Raw genomic sequence first — 21797 nt, 5'->3', positions numbered from 1 at the left:
GTACCGCTCAGAGCTGGGTGACGTCCAACTCCCCCTCCGCGTACCGCTTGCGGATCACCTTCTTGTCGAACTTGCCGACGCTCGTCTTCGGGACCGCCTCGATGATCGACCAGCGCTCCGGGAGCTGCCACTTGGCGATCTTGCAGACATCGCTCGCCAGGAACGCGCGCAGGGACTCGAAGTCGGCGGTGGAGCCCTCCTTGAGGACGACCGTGGCCAGCGGACGCTCGCCCCACCTCTCGTCGGGGACGGCGACGACGGCGGCCTCCATGACGTCCGGGTGGGACATCAGGGCGTTCTCCAGCTCGACCGAGGAGATCCACTCGCCGCCGGACTTGATGACGTCCTTGGCGCGGTCGGTGAGGGTGAGGAAGCCGTCGGCGGAGATGGTGCCGACGTCACCCGTCTTCAGCCAGCCGTCCTCGCTGAACTTGTCGGCCGGGCGCAGGGGTTCGGTGTCCGGGCCGTTGTAGTAGGCGCCGGCGATCCAGGGGCCGCGGACCTCCAGCTCGCCCGCGGACTCGCCGTCCCAGGGGAGGCGCTCGCCACCGGGGCCGGTGAGGCGGGCCTCGACGCCGCTCGGGAAGCGGCCCTGGGTGAGGCGGTACGCGAACTCCTCGGGCGTGCCGACCACGTGGGCCGGCGGGCGCGCGACGGTGCCGAGCGGGGAGGTCTCCGTCATGCCCCAGGCGTGGCAGACCCGCATGCCCAGCTTGTCGAAGGCCTCCATCAGGGAGGGCGGACAGGCCGAGCCGCCGATGGTGACCTGGGTGAGCGAGGAGACGTCACGCGGCTTGGCGGCGAGCTCACCGAGCAGGCCCTGCCAGATGGTGGGGACCGCGGCCGCGTGCGTCGGCCGCTCGCGCTCGATCATCTCGGCGAGGGGCGCGGGCTGCAGGAAGCGGTCCGGCATCAGCATGTTGACGCCGGTCATGAAGGTGGCGTGCGGCAGGCCCCAGGCGTTGACGTGGAACTGGGGGACCACCACGAGCGAGGTGTCCTGGTCGGTCAGGCCCATCGACTGGGCCATGTTGACCTGCATGGAGTGCAGATAGATCGAACGGTGGCTGTAGAGCACGCCCTTGGGGTCGCCCGTGGTGCCGGAGGTGTAGCACATGGACGCGGCCTGGCGCTCGTCCAGCTCGGGCCAGTCGTACGTGGTGGGCTTGCCGGCGATCAGGTCCTCGTACTCGTGCACGCGCGCGTGGGAGCCCTCGAGGAGCGTGCGGTCGCCGGGGCCGGAGACCACCACATGCTCGACCGTCTTGAGGTGCGGGAGCAGCGGGGCGAGCAGGGGGAGCAGCGAGCCGTTGGCGATGACGACCCGGTCGGCCGCATGGCCCACGATGAAGGTCAGCTGGTCGGCCGGGAGGCGGAGGTTCAGGGTGTGCAGCACCGCACCCATGGAGGGGATCGCGAAGTAGGCCTCGACATGCTCGGCGTTGTTCCACATCAGGGTCGCCACCCGCTCGTCCCCGGCGACTGAGAGGTCCTCGCGCAGGGCGTGCGCCAGCTGGGCGGCGCGGGCGCCGACCTCGGCGAAGGAGCGGCGGTGCGGCTCCGGCTCGCCGGTCCAGGTGGTCACCTGTGAGGTGCCGTGGATCGACGACCCGTGGGTCAGGATCCTGGAGATCAGCAGCGGTACGTCCTGCATCGTGCTCAGCACGGCGTCCTCCCGGGGCGACATTGCCTGCGCGGTAGTAAGGGTCGCGCCGATTCTGCGCACATACCGCGCGGTATGTCACTAGAGCCGGGCGATCGATCACGTCACGATGCCCTCACGACGTCCGATCGTGTCGCCCCCACGACGTCCGCTCGTGATGCCCTCACAACGGCCGAGCGTCGCCGACGGTTCCCTACCGCTCCCTACCGTTCCCTACCGTGCGAGCACCAGCTCGGGGTCCTCGCGGAGCTTGCCCAGCGCCCGCGACACCGCCGACTTCACGGTCCCGACGGAGACTCCGAGCACCTCGGCTGTCTGCACCTCGCTGAGGTCCTCGTAGTACCTGAGGACGACCATCGCCCGCTGCCGCGCCGGCAGCTTCATGATCGCCCGCCACATCGCGTCGTGCAGCGCCTGCTGCTCGGCGGGGTCGTCGTCGCCGGGCACGGGGTCGGGCTCGGGGATTTCGTCGGTCGCGAACTCGTCGACCTTGCGCTTGCGCCACTGCGAGGTGCGCGTGTTCAGCAGGGCGCGGCGCACATAGCCGTCGAGGGCCCGGTGGTCCTCGATGCGCTCCCAGGCGACATAGGTCTTGGTCAGGGCGGTCTGCAGCAGGTCCTCCGCGTCGCTCGGGTTCGCGGTGAGCGAGCGGGCGGTACGCAGCAGCACCGGCTGGCGGGCCTTCACGTACGAGGCGAACGACGGGTACGCGAGGGTCTGCGTCGCCGGTACGGCGGCCTTCGAAGCGCTGGTGCAGACGGGTGTGGTCATGGCTCCACGCTAGATTCGCGACCGCCCCCCGCTCATCGGCCACAGGTCCCGAAGGGGACTCCCCCTCAGGTTGTAGAGGTGGGGCCTGCTGCACCTCCTGAAGGTGGACGAGGGGGGCACGTCTACTGCGGGATGACCCCTGGGGGCTACCCGTCCCCGGTGAGCACCAGCCCGGACGTGGGTACGCCCGTCCCCGCCGTCACCAGGGTGCGCCGCGCCCCGGGTATCTGGTTCACGGCCGTCCCCCGCACCTGGCGTACGGCCTCCGCGATGCCGTTCATACCGTGCAGGTAGGCCTCGCCCAGCTGGCCGCCGTGGGTGTTGAGGGGGAGCGAGGCCCGGCGTACGAAGTCCGCGGCCTCGCCCCGGGCGCAGAAGCCGAACTCCTCCAGCTGCATCAGGACGAACGGGGTGAAATGGTCGTAGAGGATCGCCACGTCGATGTCCTCGGGGGTGAGGCCGGAGGTGCGCCACAGCTGGCGGGCGACGACGTTCATCTCGGGCAGGCCGGTGAGGTCGTCGCGGTAGTAGCTGGTCATCTGTTCCTGGGCGCGGCCCGCGCCCTGGGCGGCGGCCGCGATGACGGCGGGCCGGTGGGGGAGGTCACGCGCGCGTGCGAGGGAGGTGACGACGATCGCCTGGCCGCCGTCGGTCTCCTGGCAGCAGTCCAGGAGCCTGAGCGGCTCGACGATCCAGCGGGAGGCCGCGTGGTCGGCGAGGGTGATGGGGCGGCCGTGGAACCAGGCGGCCGGATTGGTGGCCGCGTAGGCGCGGCCGGTCACCGCCACCTCGCCGAATGCCTCCGGACCGAGGCCGTGGGTGTGGAGATAGCGCTGGGCCGCCATCGCCACCCAGGAGGCCGGGGTGAGCAGGCCGAAGGGCAGGGACCAGCCGAGGGCGGCCCCCTCGGCGGAGGGTTCGCGGTGCTGGACGCCCGAGCCGAAACGACGGCCGGAGCGTTCGTTGAAGGCGCGGTAGCAGACGACCACCTCGGCCACGCCCGCCGCGATCGCGAGCGCCGCCTGCTGGACGGTCGCACAGGCCGCGCCGCCGCCGTAGTGGACGCGGGAGAAGAAGGACAGCTCGCCGATCCCGCAGGCCTGGGCGACGGTGATCTCCGGGCTGGTGTCCATGGTGAAGGTGACCATGCCGTCCACGTCGGCCGCCGTGAGTCCCGCGTCGTCGAGCGCCGCGCGGACCGCCTCGGCGGCCAGGCGCAGTTCGCTGCGCCCGGAGTCCTTGGAGAACTCGGTGGCCCCGATGCCGACGATCGCGGCCCGGCCGCCGAGCGCGTCACGCGCGCGTGCGCTCATTCGGCGTCCCCGATCGAGAAGGTGACCGTCCCGGTCACGTGGTTGCCGATGCGATTGGTCCCCACGATCCGAACGGTGGCGGTGGTGCCTTCCACGGTCTCCACGGTTCCCTTCAACACCATGGTGTCGCCCGGGTAGTTGGGCGCGCCCAGCCTGATGGCGACCTTCCTGAGCACGGTCCGGGGTCCGAAGTGGTCGGTGATGTAGCGCCCCACCAGGCCGTTCGTCGTGAGGATGTTCATGAAGATGTCCGGGGAGCCCTTCTGCCGGGCCAGTTCCGGGTCGTGGTGCACGTCCTGGTAGTCCCGGGAGGCGATCGCGCCCGCGACGATCAGCGTGCGGGTGACCGGGATCTTCAGGGGTGGCAGCTCGTCGCCCGCCCTCATACGGCGGCCTCCTCGTCGGCGGCGCGGAAGACGGGCAGGGTGAGATCACCGTCGTACGTTCGGAAGGCGAGCCGCACCGGCATCCCGATCCGCACCTTGTCGTACGGCGTCCCGACCACATTGCTGATCATCCGCACGCCCTCCGCGAGTTCGACGAGTACGACGGCGTAGGGAGGGTCGAACGCCGGGAAGGACGGGTGGTGCATGACGACGTACGAGTAGACGGTCCCCTCTCCGCTCGCCTCGACGGTGTCCCAGTCGGGGCCGCCGCAGTGGGCGCAGCCCGGCAGCCACGGGAAGCGGAGGGTGGCGCAGGCGGTGCAGCGCTGGATGAGGAGCCTGCGCTGTGCGACGCCCTCCCAGAAGCCGGCGTTGTCACGGTTGACGACGGGGCGGGGCCGCGCAGGTGTCTTCTTCCCCTGCACGGGCGCGTACTTGAGGATGCGGAAGCGGTGGGTGCCGACGAGGGCCCCGCCCACGCGGACGTCGGTGCGGGTGGTGACGAAGTGACCGGTGCCGAGCTTGGTGGCCTTGCGGTCGGAGACCGACTCGATGACCGTGTCGAACGTGATCTCGTCGCCGGGGCGCAGCGGCTGGAGGTACTCCTGCTCGCAGTCGGTGGCGACGACCGAGGTGCAGCCCGACGCGTCGAGGAGCGCGAGGAGTTCGTCGTACGACGACGATCTCCCCGTGTGGCCGGCCAGACCGCCCATCGTCCAGGCCTGGAGCATGGTGGGCGGGGCGACGGCGTCGGGGCCGGTGTAGGCGGGGTGGGAGTCGCCCAGGGCTTCGCACCAGTGGCGGATCATGGGCAGGTTGACGGGATCCTTGCCGGTGACGGAGACGGCGGCGGGGTGTCCTTCGTAGGACTTGAGGCGGGTCGGCAAGTCGTCTGCCCGGGGGTGGGGCTGGGCCTGTGGGCGGGGCTGGGGCCGGGACGCCCGGTTGTCCGGATCGTCGCCCATGACGGCAACCTCCTTGTCCGCAAGATTTCCTGACTGTCCGTCAGATGCGGTGCGGTGTCAAGGCGTGTCAAGGCTGTCGCTGCTCACGCGAACACGCCTGCGCGGCGGCGCCTGAAGCACCGCCGCGCGGACGTGTCCCACCCCATGAAGCCCACCCCTCGAAACACCCCCCTCGAAGCACCCCCCTCGAAGCGCCCCCCGTCGAGGCCGGTCAGCCCTCCCCGATCACCACCACAGCGGGGTGAAGGTGACGGACGTGTTGTTGTTCCCCTGGTTGACGGCCGTGAACGCGGAGCGGTTGACCTGTGCCGTGTTGCTCTGGTTCGACGCCCTGGCTCCGACGGCGTTCTGCTGTGTGGTGGACGCGTTGCCGTTGTTGTCGTGTCCGACACCGCTGCCCACGATGCTCGCGACACCCGCGTTCGATCCGTCGTCCGCGAAGCCGCCGTTGTCCGCCGCCGCGACGCCGGTGAAGAGTGCGGCGGCGAACGGGAGAGCGGAGACGGCGGCGATGACGCGGGCGGTACGGATGCTTGCCATGATGTTTCCTCCAGAACCCGGCCTATGGCCGGCAGTACGTCAACTGAGCTTGTTTTCCAGGGCAGTCGGCCGACCACCCCGGTGCTGTGCACGACGTCGTGAGTCCAGAGTTGCCCACCGAATCCCCGGCGAACCAGAGCGGAAGCGGTTATTCCCCCTGAAGCGTGAGGACAAGTCGATAAACCCCTTTCGCGACTTCAGGCACCATTGTTGGGCAATACGGACTATTAATTGCCAAGCGGGACAACAGGAGAAGCGTTCCGGCACTTTTCCGGCCAATCCCCGAACCTCGGCGCGTCGCACCCGCCACCCCTTCCCTTTTTCGAACACACGTACGAACATAGAGGCATGGCCACCACAGACCGGCAGGCCACGACGCTGGCCCTAGCCCACGCCCTGTCCGCCGCCGAACGCGGGCTGGCCGTCATCCCCCTGTCCCGCACCAAGCTCCCGGCCCTGCGCTCCCCCCACCGCGACGAGAACTCCCTGGCGACCTCGTGCCACGGCGAGTGCGGCGCGTTCGGCCACGGCGTCTACGACGCCTCGACCGACCCGGTCCGCATCCGCGAACTCTTCGCGGCCGCCCCCTGGTCCACGGGCTACGGCATCGCGTGCGGCCTGCCGCCCCACCATCTGATCGGCGTCGACCTGGACACCAAGTCGGGCACGGATTCCTCGGCTGCCCTGCGCGAACTGGCCCTGCGCCACCTCTTCACGATCCCCGACACGGTCGTCGTCCTGACCCCGAGCGGCGGCCGCCACCTCTGGCTCACCGGCCCGCCCGACGCCGCCGTCCCCAACTCGGCCGGCCGACTGGCCCCCGGCATCGACATCAGAGGCGCCGGCGGCTACCTCGTCGGCCCCGGCTCCCGTACCGACCACGGCACCTACACGACCGCCCCGGGCACCGCCCACCTCGCCCCCGCGGCCTGCCCGCCGGCCCTGCTCCGGCTGCTCCTGCCCCCACCGCGCCCCACCCACCCCGCGACCCATCCCTCGGCCGGCGACCAGGGCCAGGGCCTGGTCCAGTTCGTCCTCGCCGCCCACGAGGGCCAGCGCAACACCCGCCTGTTCTGGGCCGCCTGTCGCGCCTACGAGAACGGCATCGGCCCGGCACTGGTCGCACCCCTGGTGGACGCGGCCCTCAACACGGGGCTCACGGAACGCGAGGCACGGGCGACGATCGCGTCGGCGGCGCGGATGACGGGGCGCCGACCATAGAACAGCACCACCGGAACGACCAGTACCACCAGCACCATGGGAGCGCCGCAGAGTGCCGATCATGACCCTGTCCCGGCTCGTCCTGACCTCCGGCCGCAGGGTCGACCTCGGGGAGCTGCGTCTGACGTCGACGTACGGCGGGATGTTGGACGACTACCCGTGCAGACCGGTCAACGAGCTGAGGATCAGAGGCCTCCTGCGCTCGGCCGAACACGACTACCCGACCGCCCCCGTACACCTGGTCCCGCCCCCGCACGAATACCCGGACCACTACCCGGGCGCCTTCGGTCCCGTCGAGATGCTGCCGGCGGTGGCCTGCGTCGGCGTCTTCCGCTCCACGGCCCTGACCCCTTCCCGCGACCCCATCCTCTACGGCAGCCACCTCACCGTCATCTGGTTCCAGCCCCACGCACGCGTACCGTCGGACTGCGACGCGCAGGCGGGGCTGCGGGAGGTCGCCTGGGAGGAACTGGCGCGGGACTACGAGCTGTAGCCCGCGGTCCCTCTCTCGTCAGGAGCCGTCAGAAAGCGCAGCAGCAAGATCACCTCCTACTCTGAATGGGCTGATCGAGCAGGGGCTGACAGAGCATGAGGACTGAGGATCACGCCCCGGAAACCAGAAGGCAGACACCAAGCCGTTCCCTCTCCGATAGCCTCCTCGCGCCAAGATCACCGAGCTCGGCGCCAGATTCGGGCCGACTGCGCGACGGAGTACGGGACTTCGCGGCTCACGTCGTCTCACGGACTGGAGAACACCATGCCCCGATGGGCCATCGTGAAGGCTGACGGTGAAGCGGAAGCCTTCCGGTACAACATCCACAAGGAACTGGAAGGGACCGAGGCGCAAGCCCTTGCCGTGATGCTGCAGATCGTCGACACCTGTGCGGCGGCCCTCACCGAAGCAGGGCGCCGCCGTCAGAGAAGACGGGTCTTCCGCGTGTCCGAGCGCAGCTACGTCGTGCGCGTCGAAAGCCGACGGTCGAACCACGAGGCCCACTTCACCCTCGCCGAACTCATAGCCGACACCCACGATGACGACCTTCCCAGCAGTGCATTGGGGTCGACGCAGGGGACGTAAGTCCTGGCCGCAGGTTGGCCGCACATGCTGGTCAAAGGCGGGACACCGGCGAACCAGGGTGAGACACGGGCACACCGGGGTGCCTCTCCGGACCGGCTGCGCCCGCGCTCCTGCCTTCGGCCACTCCCTCCGGCACGCGGGAGTCTCCCTCTGGATCAAATCGGGGGTGGACCCCGCGGAAGTCGCCGCACGCGCCGACCACAGCATCGCCGTGCTGTACCGGTTCTACGCGAAGATCCTCAAGGGCGGCCAGCAGCAGTCCAACCGCCTGATGCCCGCGCGCTGGACGAGGGGTGACCAGCCCGTCGCGGCCGGACGGAGTGACAACCCTCAGCCGATCGTCGAGTAGACCCCTTTTATCCTGATTCATCGGGTCGTATCGTCGAAGTAGGGGTCGAACCACCCTCCCGCCCTGCATCCCCAAGGGCGGCATCGCCAACCAAGTGGCGGTGAGTTCGCTTCGGTGGCGCGAAGCGAGCGGTTCGTCTCTCCCTGAGATGGGAGGGCGAACCAAAGAGGAGAAATCCATGCTGTTCGGTGCGCAGCACCGCCCGAAGGACGTGCCGCGCAGCGGCTCCTTCTTCGCACGGTGAGCCGCGCACAACAACAGAAGAAGCCGCGCCCCTAGCGCAAAGCTGTGAGCTCGCCGCCACGCTCAACCAGTGGGCGGGTAGTCAGCAAACCCCGTAGGAGGGCGACATGAAGCTCAAGCGCATAGCCGCAGTCGCGGGCGTGAGCGGTCTGCTGGCTTTCGGCGGACTCGCCGCGACCGGCGGGACTGCGGAAGCCGCTACGAACGTCTGCGGCAACTCCGTGAACGTCGGCAGCAGCGGTAATCCGGCCCATGGTCAGACCTGCGTCAACGGTCAGGTCAAGGGCAACACGGGCAACGTCAGCGTCACGACGTTGCTCTCGCAGTTCCACTTCTGATGGGTGCGTCATGGGATCGGATCACCGACGCCAAAGGCCGAGTGGCTGAGGAGCGGGAAACCCGGAGGTTCGACGGCCCCGCACTAGGCCACAAGGACTCTGGGGGAGGCCCGACCTGGGCTCCAGTCTTAAGGAGCACAGCCATGGGCGACCCACCTCCTCCCGTCTTTGCAGGAAAAGCTACGAATAGGCTCGTCTCGCTAGGCGCTCTCCGGAGGATGGCACACGACAGACGCCCGTCAGCCCGTCACGTCGTTGAACACAGGAAACAGTTCTTCATCCTGATCCTGGCCCACAGATGGCCCATACGCACTGGTCAAAGTTGAGATACGGGCGAACCAGGGTGAGACACGGGCACGCCGAAGGGGTGCCGCTCCGGAGAGTGGCACCCCTTCTGACCTGCAAGTCTCTGACCTGCGATGCGGTGGGTGTGGGATTTGAACCCACGGTGACTCGCGCCACGACGGTTTTCAAGACCGTTCCCTTAGGCCGCTCGGGCAACCCACCCCGCGCCGTCGGTGATCGTGGCGCGGGGACCAGAGTAACGGGTCCGGGGCGGGCGGGTGGGATCAGCTGTCGCCCGTGCGGGAGCCCAGGGTGAGATCGACCGTGTGGGTCTGGCCGTCGCGCTCGTAGGTGACCTTGACCTTGTCGCCGGGCTTGTGGGTCCAGATCTCGCCGATCAGGGTGGGGCCGGAGTCGATGACGTGGTCGTCCAGCTTGGTGATGACGTCGCCGGGCTTGAGGCCGGCCTTCGCGGCGGGGCCGCCCGCCTCGACCGGGGCGGAGCCGCCGGCACCCTCGGTGGTGATCTTCGCGCCGCCGGTGGAGTCCGCCAGGGAGACGGACGCGCCGATCTTGGCGTAGACCGGCTTGCCGGTCTGGATCAGCTGCTGGGCGACGTACTTGGCCTGGTTGATCGGGATGGCGAAGCCGAGGCCGATCGAGCCGGACTGGCTGGTGCCGCCGAGGCCGCCGCCACTGGTGGACTGGATCGCGGAGTTGATGCCGATCACGCTGCCGTGCGCGTCCAGGAGGGGGCCTCCCGAGTTGCCCGGGTTGATCGACGCGTCCGTCTGCAGCGCGCTCATGTAGGAGGCGTTGCTGCCGCTGCCGTCGCTGGAGGCCACCGGGCGGTTCTTCGCGCTGATGATGCCCGTCGTGACGGTGTTCGACAGACCGAAGGGGGCGCCGATCGCGATCGTGGAGTCGCCGACCGCCACCTGGTCGGAGTTGCCCAGCGTGAGCGGCTTGAGGTCGCTCGGCGCGTTCTTGAGCTTGATGACCGCCACGTCGTAGCCCTGCGCGTGGCCGACCACCTCGGCGTCGTACTTCTTGCCGTTCGGGAAGGTGGCGGTCAGCTTGCCGCCGTCGACCGCGTCGGCGACCACGTGGTTGTTGGTGACGATGTGGCCCTGCTTGTCGAAGACGAACCCGGTTCCGGTGCCGCCCTCGCCGCTGGTGGACTCCGCCACGATGGTGACCGTGCTGGGCAGGGCCCTTTGCACCACGCCCGCGACGGTGCCGGCGTCACGCTTGACGCTGCCGCCGCTGTCGGAGGCGGAGAGGGTCGTGGAGGAGCCGTTGTCGTTGTTCTTGGCCAAGGTGTAGCCGAGACCGCCGCCGAGGCCGCCCGCGACCAGAGCGGCCACCAGGATCGCGGCGACGAGACCACCGCGGCCGCTCTTCGGCTTCGGTGCGGGCTGCTGGTAGCCCTCGCCCCAGACACCCGTCGGACCGGCGCCGCCCGCACCGCCGTCGGCGTACGACGGGGTGCCCGGAGCCTGCGGCGGCCGCGGGGGCGGCCAGGCGCCCTCGGGACCGCCCGCGCCACCGTGCGGCTGTCCCTCCGTCGAGGCGTACGCCGGAGCCGCTCCCGCGTGCACGAGTTCCGGGTCCTGGCCACCGACGGAGGTGTGCTGCGGGGCCTGGGGGGTGGAGGCGCCCGCGCCGGAGGCCTGGTGTGCCGAAGCCGCGGGAGCGTCCACCGGCACGGGGGGTGCGGACGGGGCGGGGGGTACCGCGGTGCCCTCGTTCTCGGTGCTCACAGCTTCTCTCCTCGGTCCACGGCTGTCGATTGTCGGTCGCACTCGGTCACGCCCGGCCAGGCCGCATTCGTGTCCGGCGTGCGTCAGCTGTGCATGTCCTTTTGTATGCCGTCAGCTTTTCCCACAGGCCGTCAGGGCACCATAAGCGGTGCCTGTGGGTCTGCGGCTGCTCTTTATATAGGCCATGCAAGACAAATGAGGCGCAATCCATATGCCTCCGTTCGCACGCGTACCCCCGAGCGGTGGCACCATGACGCGGTGACCCACGCACGGCAGCAGCTGACTCAAGTCGTCGCCCACCGCGGAGCCTCGGAAGACGCTCCCGAGCACACGCTCGCCGCCTACCGGAAGGCGATCGAGGACGGGGCGGACGCCCTCGAATGCGATGTACGCCTCACGGCCGACGGTCATCTCGTGTGCGTCCACGACCGACGGGTCAACCGTACGTCCAACGGCCGCGGCGCGGTCTCCGCCCTGGAGCTCGCCGACCTCGCCGCCCTCGACTTCGGCTCGCGCAGGACCCGGGAGTTCTGGCGCACCCGGGACGAGGAGCCGGACTGGGTGTACCGGCCCGAGGACCGCGAGGACACCTCCGTGCTCACCCTGGAGCGGCTGCTCGAACTCGTCGCCGACGCGGGGCGGCGGGTGGAGATGGCCATCGAGACCAAGCACCCGACGCGCTGGGCGGGCCAGGTCGAGGAGCGGCTGCTCGAGCTGTTGAAGCGGTTCGGCCTGGACGCCCCCGCCTCGGCCGCCGAGTCGCCGATCAGGGTCATGAGTTTCTCGGCCCGGTCGCTGCATCGCGTGCGTGCCGCCTCGCCGAACCTGCCGACGGTCTATCTGCTCCAGTTCGTCTCACCGCGACTGCGGGACGGCCGGCTGCCCGCGGGGGTACGGATCGCGGGGCCCTCGATCCGGATCGTGCGCAATCACCCCGGGTACATCGAGCGCCTGAAGCGGGCGGGCCACCAGGTGCACGTGTGGACCGTGAACGAGCCCGAGGACGTGGACCTCTGCGTCGAGCTGGGCGTCGACGCCATCATCACCAACCGCCCGCGCGCGGTGCTCGACCAGCTGGGCCGCTGAGGTCCCCTCCGTCACAGGGTGTGCCCCGGCGCGTTCGGTGCGTGTTCGACCGTGACGAATGCGTCGGCGGAAGGTGACTGGCCGGTTTCCGGTACAGGCCAATGGGGCATCCACACCGTGGCGTGGGGCGAAGGAGGTCTCGGGGGTGGCGTTTGTGGTGGCACAGGAGGTGCCCACGTCGTCGAGCATGGCCATACCCCATGGCCCTGCGGGCGTGGGGGAAGCGAGACACCGTATGCGCGTGCAGCTGCGCAGGGGTGGCGTGGCGGAATCGGTCATCGACGACGCCGTACTGATTCTTTCCGAACTCTTGAGCAACGCGTGCAAGCACGGCCGGCCGCTGGGCGACGCCCTGGCCGGCGACGGTGACGTCCGCGCCGCCTGGCGGGTGGACGGCACCGGCAGGCTCACGGTCGAGGTGACGGACGGCGGTGGGCCCACGCGCCCGGCTCCGGCCACGCCCTCGGTCACCGCACACGGCGGCCGCGGGCTCAACATCATCACCGCGCTGGCCGACGACTGGGGCGTCAGGGACGACGCCCGGGGCGAGGTCACGGTCTGGGTGATCGTCCGCTCGGACGTTCACGATCCGGACACCGGGTGCCGCCGCGCCGACTTCGCGACCCGTGTCGTGGCCCCGTCGGTCGCGATACCCGACCTGGACTTCTCGGACGCGTTCGACGATCTCGACTGAGGCGTCCCGGACGGAGCGTCCGCGAGGGACACCCGGTGGTTGTCCACAGGCTCCCGTCGGCCACGTCGCGAGCGGCTAGGCTCGCGCCCGTACGAGACGAGCCGTAACCGGGAGACAGCCACGATGGCCAAGAAGCGACCCCAGACGAAGGCCAAGCGCCCGCAGAGCACGGACGGCGCCCGCGCCGTCGGCGCTGATGGTCAGATTCCGGTCGTCGGCGCCCGCGAACCCTGCCCGTGCGGAAGCGGCCGCCGCTACAAGGCCTGCCACGGCCGGGCCGCCGCGCAGGCCGCGACCGAGCTGGTGCACCGCCCGTTCGAGGGCCTCGCCGGCGAGGGCGACTGGGTGGCCCTGCGCGAGCTGGTCCCCGCCGCCACGGTCGAACTGACCCTCAGGAGCGGCCTGCCCGAGGGCGTCCCGTCGGTCACGCTGGCCACCGTCCTGCCGATGGCCTGGCCCGCCCTGCGCCGCGACGACGGCTCGGTCCTGCTCGGTCTGCAGAACGACACGGCGTCCGGCGACATCAGCCGCGATCTCGCCGACACCCTCCAGCGCGCGCTCACGGCGGCTCCTGGCACCCCGGTCGAGGGCCGGCGCGCTCCCGCCGACGGTCCGCGACTGCAGGACCTGCTCGATCCCGAAGGCGCGTTCGAGCCAGTTGTGCACGAGGGCTTCGAGTTCTGGGTCCCGGACGCGGAGAACGCCACGCCCGAGGTGACCGCCTCCCTGGAGCGGGCCAACGCCGCGGCCATCCCGACCGTCCGGCTGACCGGAGTCGATGCCGCCTACTGGTGCGAGACCCCGGACAAGAACCACCTGCGCTGGGTGATGCCGCATCCCGAGGAGCAACTTCTGGACGCGCTCGCGCGACTGCACGCGGCCGGGAGGTCGAGCCTCGGCGAGGGCACCCGGCTCGTCGGTTCCTTCCGTGCCCACGGCCTCACCGTCCCGGTCTGGGACCTGCCGAGCGGGGTCACCGCGGAGGACATCGAGAAGCCGGCCGCCGAGTTCGCCGAGCGCCTCGCGGGCGCTCTGGCCACGGACGCTCCGCTGACGGCCGACGAGCGCCGCGCCCGTGGCGGCCTCACCAACCGCCAGGTCACGCTGAGTTGACGGAACCGGGGGGGGGGGGCCGGCCGGGCCCCCCCCCCCCCCCCCCAGCCCCCCCCCCCCCCCGGGGGGCCCCGCCCCCCCCCCCCCCCCCCACCGAACCCTCACGGACCCACCGACTCCGTTCACAACTTCCCTCAGGAGAAGGCGAATCGGTGTCCGAATCAGCCAGGGAGCGCCGCGGTCGAATTTGCGAACGGGCGATCTCTTGTTACGGTTCCAATAGCCCGGTTGCTGGTGCATCCCCCGTCGCCAGCAACCGGGTCTTTCTGTGCCCGGGCCGCTTTACGGAACGTCGTCGGGCGTCAACTTCCCGTGTTTTCCCCGGAGTTGCTCCCGGCCCGCAGCAGCAGGGGTCTGCTGCCCCGCCGGGCGAACTCCGCGACCGCCGTGTAGTCGGCCGGCGCCCCCCGGGTGTGCTCCCGTGGCGTCTCACAGCTGTCCGGCTCGTCCCCGGCGTCGATCGCGCAGTGCAACTGCACAGTGCGTCCGCCAGGCCCCATGAAGCTGAGCGCGGCGTCCAGCGCGGCGCCGGTCGCGTTGCGGTAGTAGGTCCGCGCCCAGGTCTCCTCGCCCTGCGTGAGCACACAGCTCTGCGCCTCGATGCCGTCGGCGGAGGTCAGTTCGGGGCCGCAGCGCGCGGCGGTGGCCAGTCCCACGCCGAGCAGCAGCGGGGAGCGGCCGGGGGCGGCGAGAGGCGCCTTGTGGTCATCGGCCGCGGAAGGCCGTACCCCGGAGGGCTCAGCGGAAGGCCGTACGGCGGGATGCGCCGTGGAGGAGCGCACGAGATCGCGTACGACCGTGCGACCTCCGTCGCCCACCTGTCCCGCGGAGGCCACGGCCAGGGGCAGCACGACGGCGCACACCACGACTCCCGACAGGGCAAGCAGACGAACCCAGCGGGGGTCTGGGGGTCGTCCCCCGGAATGAGGCAGCATGGAGCGGACGATAACGACCGATCACGGGCACCCGGTTCCGCCCGCGCCCGACACCCCTACAACTCGGGTGCGCTCACACCCGTACGAGTGAGGGCCTCGACCACGGCGTCCACCACGGCCTCGACATCGGGGACCCAGGGGGAGGCCGAGCCTGGGAGCGGGGCCCGCTCCCAGGTGATGTCGCCGTGCCCGGTCTCGGACGGGGGCAGGGCGAGGTAACCGCCCTCGCCGTGGAAGCGGAGGGAGCCCGGGACGTGGTCCTGGGCGTACAGCAGTTCGCCCAGCTGCTCCATGGAGTACGGCTTGACCAAAATCGCCCAGCGGGTCGGCGCCGCGATCACCGGGCCGAGGCGCATGCCCTGGGCGTCGAGGGCGGCCAGGGCGCGGGCGGCCGGGAGGGCCGGCAGGCTGACCGCGCAGGGGGCGCTGCCACCAGTGGCCAGGATGATCGGCGCGGCCGGGCGGTTGGTCCACCACCAGCGCACCATGCGCTCGTTTGTGGTGGCCGCGAGCAGGCCCGGGTCGAAGGGGTGGGCGCCCGGGACCGTGCACTCCGGGTCGGGACATCCGCAGCGGGCCCGGCCCTCCGGGTCCGGTGCCACACCCGGGAGTACAGGCCACTGCCATTCCTTGGCGAAGGTCAGGGCCGCGCTGAACAATTCAGGCCTTCCGTCGCTGCGCTGGGACAGGAGCCTGCGTCGCCTTCCGAGGATCTCGCGCATGAGCGCTCGTTCCTTTCCGTTGCACCGCTGGCAACACCGTGGACCACATCACACCATGTGTCGATCACTTCACTGTGCGTACCTGTTGGCGCATCACACCCTTGTCCGAGACAAGGGGAACCCCATACTGCGTATCAAAAGCATGGGCGTGGCGGGGGGTGGCGAAGTCTGGCGTTTGCCGTCCCGCGTATTTCTCTCCGCCTCCGCCACGGGAGGATGGGGCACGATCGTCGGTGGCTAAGACGCTCGGGTCGGTCACCAGGTTCCGGGTGACGGTCCACCACCCCTGGCCCTTACCGAGTACGTACCCATCACGACCGCTGTGACGCTCTGTGGAGCAAGGCCAGTCGACCTCAATACACCGTAACCCGAAGCAGTTTTAAGCCAACTTTGCCCATCGCCCCACCCTCCCCCAGTTGCTCACGGACACCAGTAATCCCAGCAGGACAATGCTGGACATCTCCTTACGAGTGCGTGTACATGTGGAGACACTGCTAGCGGCGCAGAATGACATGGGGGTTTGCGATGCTTTTGAGCAATACGCACCGGTCGGAAAGCCGGACACCATGAACGCCCCTCACCCTTCGAAAGTGGCTGGAATCGATTCAACGGTTCCCGCACCGGCACACACTGTCGCGCCCGCGCCTGCTGCCCCGGGTACCCCCGCGGTCCCCGTACCGAACGCGCCCGGTGCCCTGCTCCAGGACCGGCTCGCCGGCTGGGTCTCCGATCTGACGACCCTGCACGAACTCACCGAACGCCTGGTCCGCACGGACGCCCTGTCCGAAGCCCTCCAGGAACTGCTGCGTGCCGGCGCCGCCCTGGTAGGAGCCCGGCGCGGGCTCGTCGTCCTCGAACCGGACGACCGTCTGGGCCCCGACACCACCATCGGCCTCGGACTCGCCCGCGCCGACCTCGGACACATCGAGACCGTGCCGCGCAGCGCCATGTCGTACGGCCGCATCCTCGACGGACTGCCCGGCGGCGACGGCGAGATCGCCCAGCCCGACCTGCTCGCCGAGGACGGCCTCGACCCGCGCCACCGCGAGGTGGCCGCCCGCCTCGGCTACGCGGCCTGCTACGCGCTCCCCCTGTCCACCGACGACGCCGGCCGCCTCGGTGCCGCCGTGTGGCTCTACGACGAGCCCGCCGAACCCTCCGAGCGCCGCCGCCACCTCGTCGGCCTGTACGTCCGCTACGCCACCGAGCACCTGGCCCGGCTCCTGGAAGTCGAGCGCACGCGCGCGTCCATGGCGACGATGGCCGAGGAGCTGCTGCCGTCCCGGCTCCCCCGCGTCGCCGGCGTCCGGCTCGCCGCCCGGCACCGCACCGGCCCCCGCGGCGGCGGCGACTGGTACGACGCGCTGCCGCTGCCGGACGCGGCACTCGGCCTCGCGGTCGGTTCGGTGACCGGCAGCGGCCCGAGCGCGATCGCCGCGATGGGACGCCTGAGAGCCTCCCTGAGGGCGTACGCCGTGATGGAGGGCGAGGACCCGGTCGCGGTCCTGTCCGACCTGGAGCTGCTGCTGCGGCTGACCGAGCCCGCCCGCTGTGCCACCGCCCTGTTCGCCTACTGCGAGCCCGCGCTGCGCAAGATCACGCTGGCCGGTGCCGGGCACTGTCCGCCGCTGCTGATCGGCGAGCGGCGCACCGAGTTCGTGGAGACCTCCGTGTCCGCGCCGCTGGGCATGCTCACCTGCTGGGAGGCGCCGAGCGTCGAGCTGTGCGCCGAACCGGGAGAGACGGTTCTGCTGTACACCGACGGGCTGCTGCACCGCACCGGCGACCCCACCGACCGCGCCTTCGCCCGCCTGCACGCGGCGGCGGCCGGGGTGCCGAGGGCACTGCGCGCCGACCCCGACGCCGTCGCCGACCATGTGCTGCGGGCCGTGCTGCCGGACGGCCTGGACCGGGCGGACTCCGAGGAGGACGTCGTCCTGCTCGCGGCTCACTTCGAGTAGCAGGTGGTAACAGGTCTTCCGGCCCTGGGCCCCCTTCCGTACGACCGTACGATGGACGGGGTCCAGTGCCGTTTCAAGGAGGATGACCGTGGCCGACGAACTCAACCCGGAGAGCAACCCGGAAGAGTCGGAAGAGCCGATCAAGAAGCGTAAGAACGGCCTGTACCCGGGGGTCTCCGACGAGCTGGCCGAGAGCATGAAGTCCGGCTGGGCCGACACGGAACTGCACGACCTGGAGCCGATCGCGCAGGCCGCCGAGACCGCGGCCCGCCGTGCGGCGCTCTCCGCGCGCTTCCCGGGCGACCGGCTGGTGATCCCCGCGGGCAACCTGAAGACCCGCTCCAACGACACCGAGTACCCCTTCCGGGCCTCCGTCGAATACGCCTACCTCACGGGAAACCAGACCGAGGACGGCGTGCTCGTCCTGGAGCCGGCCCCCTCCGGTGGTCACACCGCCACGCTCTACCTCCTGCCGCGCTCCGACCGCGAGAACGGTGAGTTCTGGCTCTCCGGTCAGGGCGAGCTGTGGGTCGGGCGGCGGCACTCGCTCACCGAGTCGGAGAAGCTGTACGGCGTCCCCGTGTCCGACGTGCGCGAGCTGGCGGACGCGCTGCGCGAGGCCACCGGCCCGGTGCGGGTCGTACGCGGCTACGACGCCGGCATCGAGGCCGCGCTGACCGACAAGGTCACCGCCGAGCGGGACGAGGAGCTGCGGGTCTTCCTGTCCGAGGCGCGGCTGGTCAAGGACGAGTTCGAGATCGGGGAGCTCCAGAAGGCCGTCGACTCGACGGTGCGGGGCTTCGAGGACGTGGTGAAGGTCCTCGACAAGGCCGAGGCCACCTCCGAGCGCTACATCGAGGGCACGTTCTTCCTCCGCGCGCGCGTCGAGGGCAACGACGTCGGCTACGGCACGATCGCCGCGGCCGGGCCGCACGCCTGCACCCTGCACTGGGTGCGCAACGACGGACCCGTGCGCTCCGGTGATCTCCTGCTCCTCGACGCGGGCGTCGAGACACACACGTACTACACCGCCGACGTGACGCGGACCCTGCCGGTCAACGGCCGTTTCAGCGCTGTGCAGAAGAAGATCTACGACGCGGTGTACGACGCCCAGGAGGCCGGGATCGCGGCCGTGAAGCCCGGTGCGAAGTACCGGGACTTCCACGACGCGGCCCAGCGGGTGCTCACCGAGCGTCTCGTGGAGTGGGGGCTGGTCGAGGGGCCGGTGGAGCGGGTGCTGGAGCTGGGGCTCCAGCGGCGCTGGACGCTGCACGGGACCGGGCACATGCTGGGCATGGACGTCCACGACTGCGCCGCCGCGCGCGTGGAGTCGTATGTGGACGGGGTCCTCGAGGCCGGGATGGTGCTGACCGTCGAGCCCGGGCTGTACTTCCAGGCCGACGATCTGACCGTGCCCGAGGAGTACCGGGGCATCGGGGTGCGGATCGAGGACGACATCCTGGTGACCGACGGGGGGAACCGGAACCTCTCGGACGGCCTTCCCCGGCGGTCCGACGAGGTCGAGGCCTGGATGGCTTCCCTGAAGAAGTGACCGAGCAGGTCGCGGAAGAGGTGACCGAGCAGGTCGCGGTGGACCTGCATCTCGACATCAGCTCTCCTGACGGGCGTCGTGCCGGGCTCGAGCGGGCCCTGCGCGACGCCGTCCGGGACGGGCGGCTCGCTCCGGGCGCCCGGCTGCCCGCCACCCGGCGGCTCGCCGAGGAGCTGGGGGTGTCCCGGGGGACCGTGAAGGCGGCATACGACCAGCTGATCGCCGAGGGCTATCTGACCGCTCGGCAGGGGTCGGGGACGGTCGTGGCCCTTCTGCCCGCCGCAGAAGCCGGTCCCCCTCGAAGCGGTGCACACACGCGTGCGCCGCTTTTCGATCTGCGGCCCGGAAGTCCCGACGTCGGCGCCTTCCCCGCCGCCGCCTGGCTCAGGGCGGTACGGCGGGCCGTCGCCACCGCGCCCGTATCCGCGTACGACTACGGCGATCCCCTGGGCCGTATCGAGCTGCGGGTCGCCCTGGCGGAGTACCTCGGGCGGGCCCGTGGGGTCGTCGCCTCTCCCGAACGGATCGTCGTCACCTCCGGGGCCGTGCAAGGGCTCGCGCTGCTCACGCGAGTTCTGGAGGGCGGGACCGTCGCCATGGAGGACCCCGGGCTGCCCTTCCACCGGGAGGTCGTACGGCGGGCCGGTGGGCGGGTGGTGCCGGTGCCGGTCGACGAGCGGGGCGTCGAGGTCGACGCGCTGGGCGACCCCGCGGCCGTCGTCGTCACTCCCGCCCACCAGTACCCGACCGGCGTGACACTGCACCCCTCGCGGCGGCGGGCGCTGACCGACTGGGCACGCGCGCGTGGGGCGCTGGTCGTCGAGGACGACTACGACGGGGAGTTCCGCTACGACCGGCAGCCCGTCGGGGCGCTCCAGGGGATGGCGCCGGGGCAGGTCGCCTACCTGGGGACGGCGTCCAAGACACTCGGACCCGCGCTCCGGCTCGGGTGGATGGTGCTGCCGCCGTACCTCGTCGGCCCCGTCGCCGACGCCAAGCTGCACAGCGACCACAGCACCGAGACGATCGGGCAGCTGGCCCTCGCCGAGCTGATCCGCACGCACGCCTACGACGGTCACGTACGCGCGTGCCGGCTCAGGTACCGGCGGCGCAGGGACCGGCTCGTGGAGCGGCTGGGGGCGCGGTGGCGGGTCCAGGGGATCGCGGCCGGGCTGCACGCCCTGGTCGAGGTGGGAGACGAGGCGGCGGTGCTGGAACAGGCCGCGGCCGAGGGGCTCGCGGTGGGGTCCCTCAGGGAGCACTGGCATACGGCGGGGCGGGGTCGCGAGGGGCTCGTCGTGGGGTACGGGACGCCTCGGGAGGGGGCGTATCCGGAGGCACTGGAAGCTCTGGTCCGGGCGCTGGAATTGGGCCACTCATAGGGCCCCTTATTGGGCCTGCCGATCGATCCACTGTCCTCCTAGTGTCGTTCCCATGACGAACTCACTCGTCCCGCCCGCGGGGCCCCAACGTGTCCTGGCGCTCGCACAGTTGAGCAACTCCGTCGGGGACGGCGCCTATTACGTGACGTCGGCGCTGTACTTCACGCACGTCGTCGGGCTCGACCCCGCGCGAGTGGGCCTCGGGCTGACTGTCGGGTGGGCGGTCGGATCGGTGGTGGGAGTGCCGCTCGGGCGGCTCGCGGACCGGCGCGGGGCGCGCGGTACGGCGGTGCTGCTGGCGCTGGCCACGGGGCTGGCGGTCGCGTCCTTCCTGGTGGTGCGGGACTTCGTGCCCTTCGTCCTGGCGGCCTGCGCCTACGCCTCCGCGCAGTCGGGGCTCGCCGCGGCTCGGCAGGCGCTGCTGGCGGGGCTGGTGTCCGCCGGGGAGCGGACCGGACTGCTGGCCCACCTCCAGGCGACGCTCAACGCCGGTCTTGCCGTCGGGGCGGGGCTCGGCGGACTGGCGCTGCACGCGGGGACACGGGCGGCGTACCTCGGGGTGTTCGCGGTGGACGCGGTGAGCTTCCTGGTGTGTGCGGGGCTGTTGCTGCGGCTGCCGTCGGTGGCGCCCCGCGGGTCCGTGGAGAAGCGTCTGGGCTCCGGTGTGCTGCGCGACCGGCCGTACGCCGTGATCACCCTGCTGAACACCGTCCTGCTGCTGCGGATGCCTCTGCTGAGCCTGGGGATCCCGCTGTGGATCGCCGAGCGGACCGCGGCTCCCACCTGGCTGGTCTCCGCGCTGTTCGTGCTCAACACCGGGGCCGTGATGGTGTTCCAGGTGCGGATGGCCCGCGGGGTGACCGGGCTCGCGTCGGCCACGCGCGCGGTGCGGCGGTCGGGGTGGGTGATGCTGGCGGCCTGCGCGGTGTTCGCGCTGTCGGCGGGGGCCTCGCCGTGGGTGGCCGTGGGGGCGCTGGTCGTCGGGGCGGTGCTGCAGGTGGTGGCCGAGATGGGCCAGTCGGCGGGGTCCTGGCAGCTCTCCTTCGACCTGGCTCCGGCCGAGCGGGTCGGCGAGTACCAGGGGTTCTTCGGAACCGGGGTGACGGTGGCCCGGACGCTCGGCCCACTGGTACTGACCACCCTGCTCGTGGAGTGGGGCACGCCGGGCTGGCTGCTGCTCGGCGGGGCGATGCTGGTGGCGTCGTACGCGATGGGCCCGGCGACCAGGAGGGCCGCGGGGCGGGCAGCGGAGGCGGGAGTGGGGGATGCGGTGGGGCGGGGGGTGCTTGTGCGGTGACGGTCACGGTGTGGATCATGCTCGGGCACTGACGATGGCAGCTGAGCCACGCTCGGGCGGTGACCGACGCCGGGCGGGTCGCGCTCGGCACCGACGATCGCGGCGCGGGTTCCACTCGGGCACTGACGATCGCGGCTGAG

General features: G+C 71.0%; 21 protein-coding genes and 1 tRNA gene. 12 read left to right on the top strand and 10 right to left on the bottom strand.

From position 1 onward, the window contains the following. Window positions 1–7: 7 nt before the first annotated feature. The 6 genes from ACIRP7_RS12070 to ACIRP7_RS12045 all read right to left on the bottom strand — a co-directional run bounded on the left by ACIRP7_RS12070 (window position 8) and on the right by ACIRP7_RS12045 (window position 5638). Complete coding sequence (locus ACIRP7_RS12070; RefSeq protein ID WP_403656834.1) at window positions 8–1687, bottom strand: long-chain fatty acid--CoA ligase; 1680 nt, start codon at window positions 1685–1687, stop codon at window positions 8–10. A 189-nt stretch (window positions 1688–1876) separates the two neighbouring features. Beyond that, window positions 1877–2434, bottom strand: a complete 558-nt coding sequence (locus ACIRP7_RS12065) for a SigE family RNA polymerase sigma factor (RefSeq protein ID WP_057609235.1) — start codon at window positions 2432–2434, stop codon at window positions 1877–1879. Window positions 2435–2580: 146 nt separating this feature from the next. Next, window positions 2581–3747, bottom strand: coding sequence for a lipid-transfer protein (locus ACIRP7_RS12060; protein ID WP_403656830.1), 1167 nt, complete (start codon window positions 3745–3747; stop codon window positions 2581–2583). Further along, a complete protein-coding gene (locus tag ACIRP7_RS12055) occupies window positions 3744–4133 on the bottom strand; it encodes a MaoC family dehydratase (RefSeq protein ID WP_403656827.1) in 390 nt (129 codons plus the stop codon). The genes ACIRP7_RS12060 and ACIRP7_RS12055 overlap by 4 nt, the downstream gene beginning before the upstream one ends. Further along, window positions 4130–5098, bottom strand: a complete 969-nt coding sequence (locus ACIRP7_RS12050; protein WP_403656824.1) for a bifunctional MaoC family dehydratase N-terminal/OB-fold nucleic acid binding domain-containing protein — start codon at window positions 5096–5098, stop codon at window positions 4130–4132. Before ACIRP7_RS12050 ends, ACIRP7_RS12055 begins: the two co-directional genes overlap by 4 nt. Before the next feature lie 225 nt (window positions 5099–5323). Continuing rightward, window positions 5324–5638, bottom strand: a complete 315-nt coding sequence (locus tag ACIRP7_RS12045) for a hypothetical protein (protein WP_403656821.1) — start codon at window positions 5636–5638, stop codon at window positions 5324–5326. Window positions 5639–5986: 348 nt separating this feature from the next. Here ACIRP7_RS12045 and ACIRP7_RS12040 point away from each other — a divergent pair, with 348 nt between their 5' ends. The 5 genes from ACIRP7_RS12040 to ACIRP7_RS12020 all read left to right on the top strand — a co-directional run bounded on the left by ACIRP7_RS12040 (window position 5987) and on the right by ACIRP7_RS12020 (window position 8867). Next, complete coding sequence (locus tag ACIRP7_RS12040) at window positions 5987–6859, top strand: bifunctional DNA primase/polymerase (protein WP_403656818.1); 873 nt, start codon at window positions 5987–5989, stop codon at window positions 6857–6859. A 61-nt stretch (window positions 6860–6920) separates the two neighbouring features. Further along, window positions 6921–7352: a hypothetical protein gene (locus tag ACIRP7_RS12035; protein WP_403656815.1), complete on the top strand. Its 432-nt coding sequence runs from the start codon at window positions 6921–6923 to the stop codon at window positions 7350–7352. Between the two features lie 264 nt (window positions 7353–7616). Next, the gene (locus tag ACIRP7_RS12030) at window positions 7617–7937 is read left to right on the top strand and encodes a hypothetical protein (protein ID WP_403656812.1); all 321 of its coding nucleotides are present in this window, start codon (window positions 7617–7619) and stop codon (window positions 7935–7937) included. A gap of 166 nt (window positions 7938–8103) precedes the next feature. Continuing rightward, window positions 8104–8286 (top strand): hypothetical protein, encoded by a 183-nt coding sequence (locus ACIRP7_RS12025; protein ID WP_403656809.1) that lies wholly within the window; start codon window positions 8104–8106, stop codon window positions 8284–8286. Between the two features lie 350 nt (window positions 8287–8636). Then, a complete protein-coding gene (locus tag ACIRP7_RS12020) occupies window positions 8637–8867 on the top strand; it encodes a chaplin family protein (protein ID WP_356105637.1) in 231 nt (76 codons plus the stop codon). A gap of 422 nt (window positions 8868–9289) precedes the next feature. Here the strand turns inward: ACIRP7_RS12020 and ACIRP7_RS12015 are convergent. Then, window positions 9290–9374, bottom strand: a tRNA-Ser gene (locus tag ACIRP7_RS12015). A gap of 62 nt (window positions 9375–9436) precedes the next feature. Beyond that, a complete protein-coding gene (locus tag ACIRP7_RS12010; protein WP_403656805.1) occupies window positions 9437–10915 on the bottom strand; it encodes a S1C family serine protease in 1479 nt (492 codons plus the stop codon). Window positions 10916–11173: 258 nt separating this feature from the next. Between ACIRP7_RS12010 and ACIRP7_RS12005 the strand changes: the two genes are divergently transcribed. The 3 genes from ACIRP7_RS12005 (at window position 11174) to ACIRP7_RS11995 (ending at window position 13808) form a co-directional block, all read left to right on the top strand. Continuing rightward, complete coding sequence (locus ACIRP7_RS12005; protein WP_352391389.1) at window positions 11174–12001, top strand: glycerophosphodiester phosphodiesterase; 828 nt, start codon at window positions 11174–11176, stop codon at window positions 11999–12001. Between the two features lie 58 nt (window positions 12002–12059). After that, complete coding sequence (locus ACIRP7_RS12000) at window positions 12060–12695, top strand: ATP-binding protein (protein WP_403656801.1); 636 nt, start codon at window positions 12060–12062, stop codon at window positions 12693–12695. Window positions 12696–12818: 123 nt separating this feature from the next. Then, complete coding sequence (locus tag ACIRP7_RS11995) at window positions 12819–13808, top strand: DUF5926 family protein (protein ID WP_403656798.1); 990 nt, start codon at window positions 12819–12821, stop codon at window positions 13806–13808. Window positions 13809–14110: 302 nt separating this feature from the next. On the opposite strand, the gene ACIRP7_RS11990 is transcribed toward ACIRP7_RS11995, so the two are convergent. Further along, the gene (locus tag ACIRP7_RS11990) at window positions 14111–14743 is read right to left on the bottom strand and encodes a hypothetical protein (protein WP_403656795.1); all 633 of its coding nucleotides are present in this window, start codon (window positions 14741–14743) and stop codon (window positions 14111–14113) included. Between the two features lie 56 nt (window positions 14744–14799). Beyond that, window positions 14800–15465: a bifunctional DNA primase/polymerase gene (locus tag ACIRP7_RS11985; protein ID WP_403656792.1), complete on the bottom strand. Its 666-nt coding sequence runs from the start codon at window positions 15463–15465 to the stop codon at window positions 14800–14802. Window positions 15466–15914: 449 nt separating this feature from the next. Between ACIRP7_RS11985 and ACIRP7_RS11980 the strand changes: the two genes are divergently transcribed. The 4 genes from ACIRP7_RS11980 to ACIRP7_RS11965 all read left to right on the top strand — a co-directional run bounded on the left by ACIRP7_RS11980 (window position 15915) and on the right by ACIRP7_RS11965 (window position 21657). Continuing rightward, window positions 15915–17426 carry a PP2C family protein-serine/threonine phosphatase gene (locus ACIRP7_RS11980; protein ID WP_403657146.1) on the top strand — a complete coding sequence of 504 codons (1512 nt, stop codon included), beginning with the start codon at window positions 15915–15917 and terminating at the stop codon, window positions 17424–17426. A gap of 82 nt (window positions 17427–17508) precedes the next feature. Continuing rightward, window positions 17509–18978, top strand: a complete 1470-nt coding sequence (locus ACIRP7_RS11975; protein WP_403656789.1) for an aminopeptidase P family protein — start codon at window positions 17509–17511, stop codon at window positions 18976–18978. Between the two features lie 38 nt (window positions 18979–19016). Then, complete coding sequence (locus ACIRP7_RS11970) at window positions 19017–20360, top strand: PLP-dependent aminotransferase family protein (RefSeq protein ID WP_403657143.1); 1344 nt, start codon at window positions 19017–19019, stop codon at window positions 20358–20360. A 52-nt stretch (window positions 20361–20412) separates the two neighbouring features. After that, window positions 20413–21657, top strand: a complete 1245-nt coding sequence (locus tag ACIRP7_RS11965; protein WP_403656786.1) for an MFS transporter — start codon at window positions 20413–20415, stop codon at window positions 21655–21657. Window positions 21658–21797: the final 140 nt, after the last annotated feature.

The organism is Streptomyces sp. NPDC102270 (assembly GCF_044766405.1).
GTDB lineage: Bacteria > Actinomycetota > Actinomycetes > Streptomycetales > Streptomycetaceae > Streptomyces.
The sequence above is the reverse complement of the archived record's forward strand: the minus strand, read 5'-3'. Positions and strand labels throughout refer to the sequence as shown.

Excerpts from the sequence above, each read along its gene's own strand:
- ACIRP7_RS12055 (WP_403656827.1), bottom strand. The coding sequence starts at position 4,133 with ATGAGGGCGGGCGACGAGCTGCCACCCCTGAAGATCCCGGTCACCCGC.
- ACIRP7_RS11965 (WP_403656786.1), top strand. The coding sequence starts at position 20,413 with ATGACGAACTCACTCGTCCCGCCCGCGGGGCCCCAACGTGTCCTGGCG.
- ACIRP7_RS12030 (WP_403656812.1), top strand. The coding sequence starts at position 7,617 with ATGCCCCGATGGGCCATCGTGAAGGCTGACGGTGAAGCGGAAGCCTTC.
- ACIRP7_RS12040 (WP_403656818.1), top strand. The coding sequence starts at position 5,987 with ATGGCCACCACAGACCGGCAGGCCACGACGCTGGCCCTAGCCCACGCC.
- ACIRP7_RS11980 (WP_403657146.1), top strand. The coding sequence starts at position 15,915 with ATGCTGGACATCTCCTTACGAGTGCGTGTACATGTGGAGACACTGCTA.
- ACIRP7_RS12060 (WP_403656830.1), bottom strand. The coding sequence starts at position 3,747 with ATGAGCGCACGCGCGCGTGACGCGCTCGGCGGCCGGGCCGCGATCGTC.
- ACIRP7_RS12065 (WP_057609235.1), bottom strand. The coding sequence starts at position 2,434 with ATGACCACACCCGTCTGCACCAGCGCTTCGAAGGCCGCCGTACCGGCG.
- ACIRP7_RS12050 (WP_403656824.1), bottom strand. The coding sequence starts at position 5,098 with ATGGGCGACGATCCGGACAACCGGGCGTCCCGGCCCCAGCCCCGCCCA.
- ACIRP7_RS11975 (WP_403656789.1), top strand. The coding sequence starts at position 17,509 with ATGACCGTGGCCGACGAACTCAACCCGGAGAGCAACCCGGAAGAGTCG.
- ACIRP7_RS12045 (WP_403656821.1), bottom strand. The coding sequence starts at position 5,638 with ATGGCAAGCATCCGTACCGCCCGCGTCATCGCCGCCGTCTCCGCTCTC.
- ACIRP7_RS12000 (WP_403656801.1), top strand. The coding sequence starts at position 12,060 with ATGCGTCGGCGGAAGGTGACTGGCCGGTTTCCGGTACAGGCCAATGGG.
- ACIRP7_RS11995 (WP_403656798.1), top strand. The coding sequence starts at position 12,819 with ATGGCCAAGAAGCGACCCCAGACGAAGGCCAAGCGCCCGCAGAGCACG.
- ACIRP7_RS12035 (WP_403656815.1), top strand. The coding sequence starts at position 6,921 with ATGACCCTGTCCCGGCTCGTCCTGACCTCCGGCCGCAGGGTCGACCTC.
- ACIRP7_RS11985 (WP_403656792.1), bottom strand. The coding sequence starts at position 15,465 with ATGCGCGAGATCCTCGGAAGGCGACGCAGGCTCCTGTCCCAGCGCAGC.
- ACIRP7_RS11990 (WP_403656795.1), bottom strand. The coding sequence starts at position 14,743 with ATGCTGCCTCATTCCGGGGGACGACCCCCAGACCCCCGCTGGGTTCGT.
- ACIRP7_RS12070 (WP_403656834.1), bottom strand. The coding sequence starts at position 1,687 with ATGTCGCCCCGGGAGGACGCCGTGCTGAGCACGATGCAGGACGTACCG.
- ACIRP7_RS12020 (WP_356105637.1), top strand. The coding sequence starts at position 8,637 with ATGAAGCTCAAGCGCATAGCCGCAGTCGCGGGCGTGAGCGGTCTGCTG.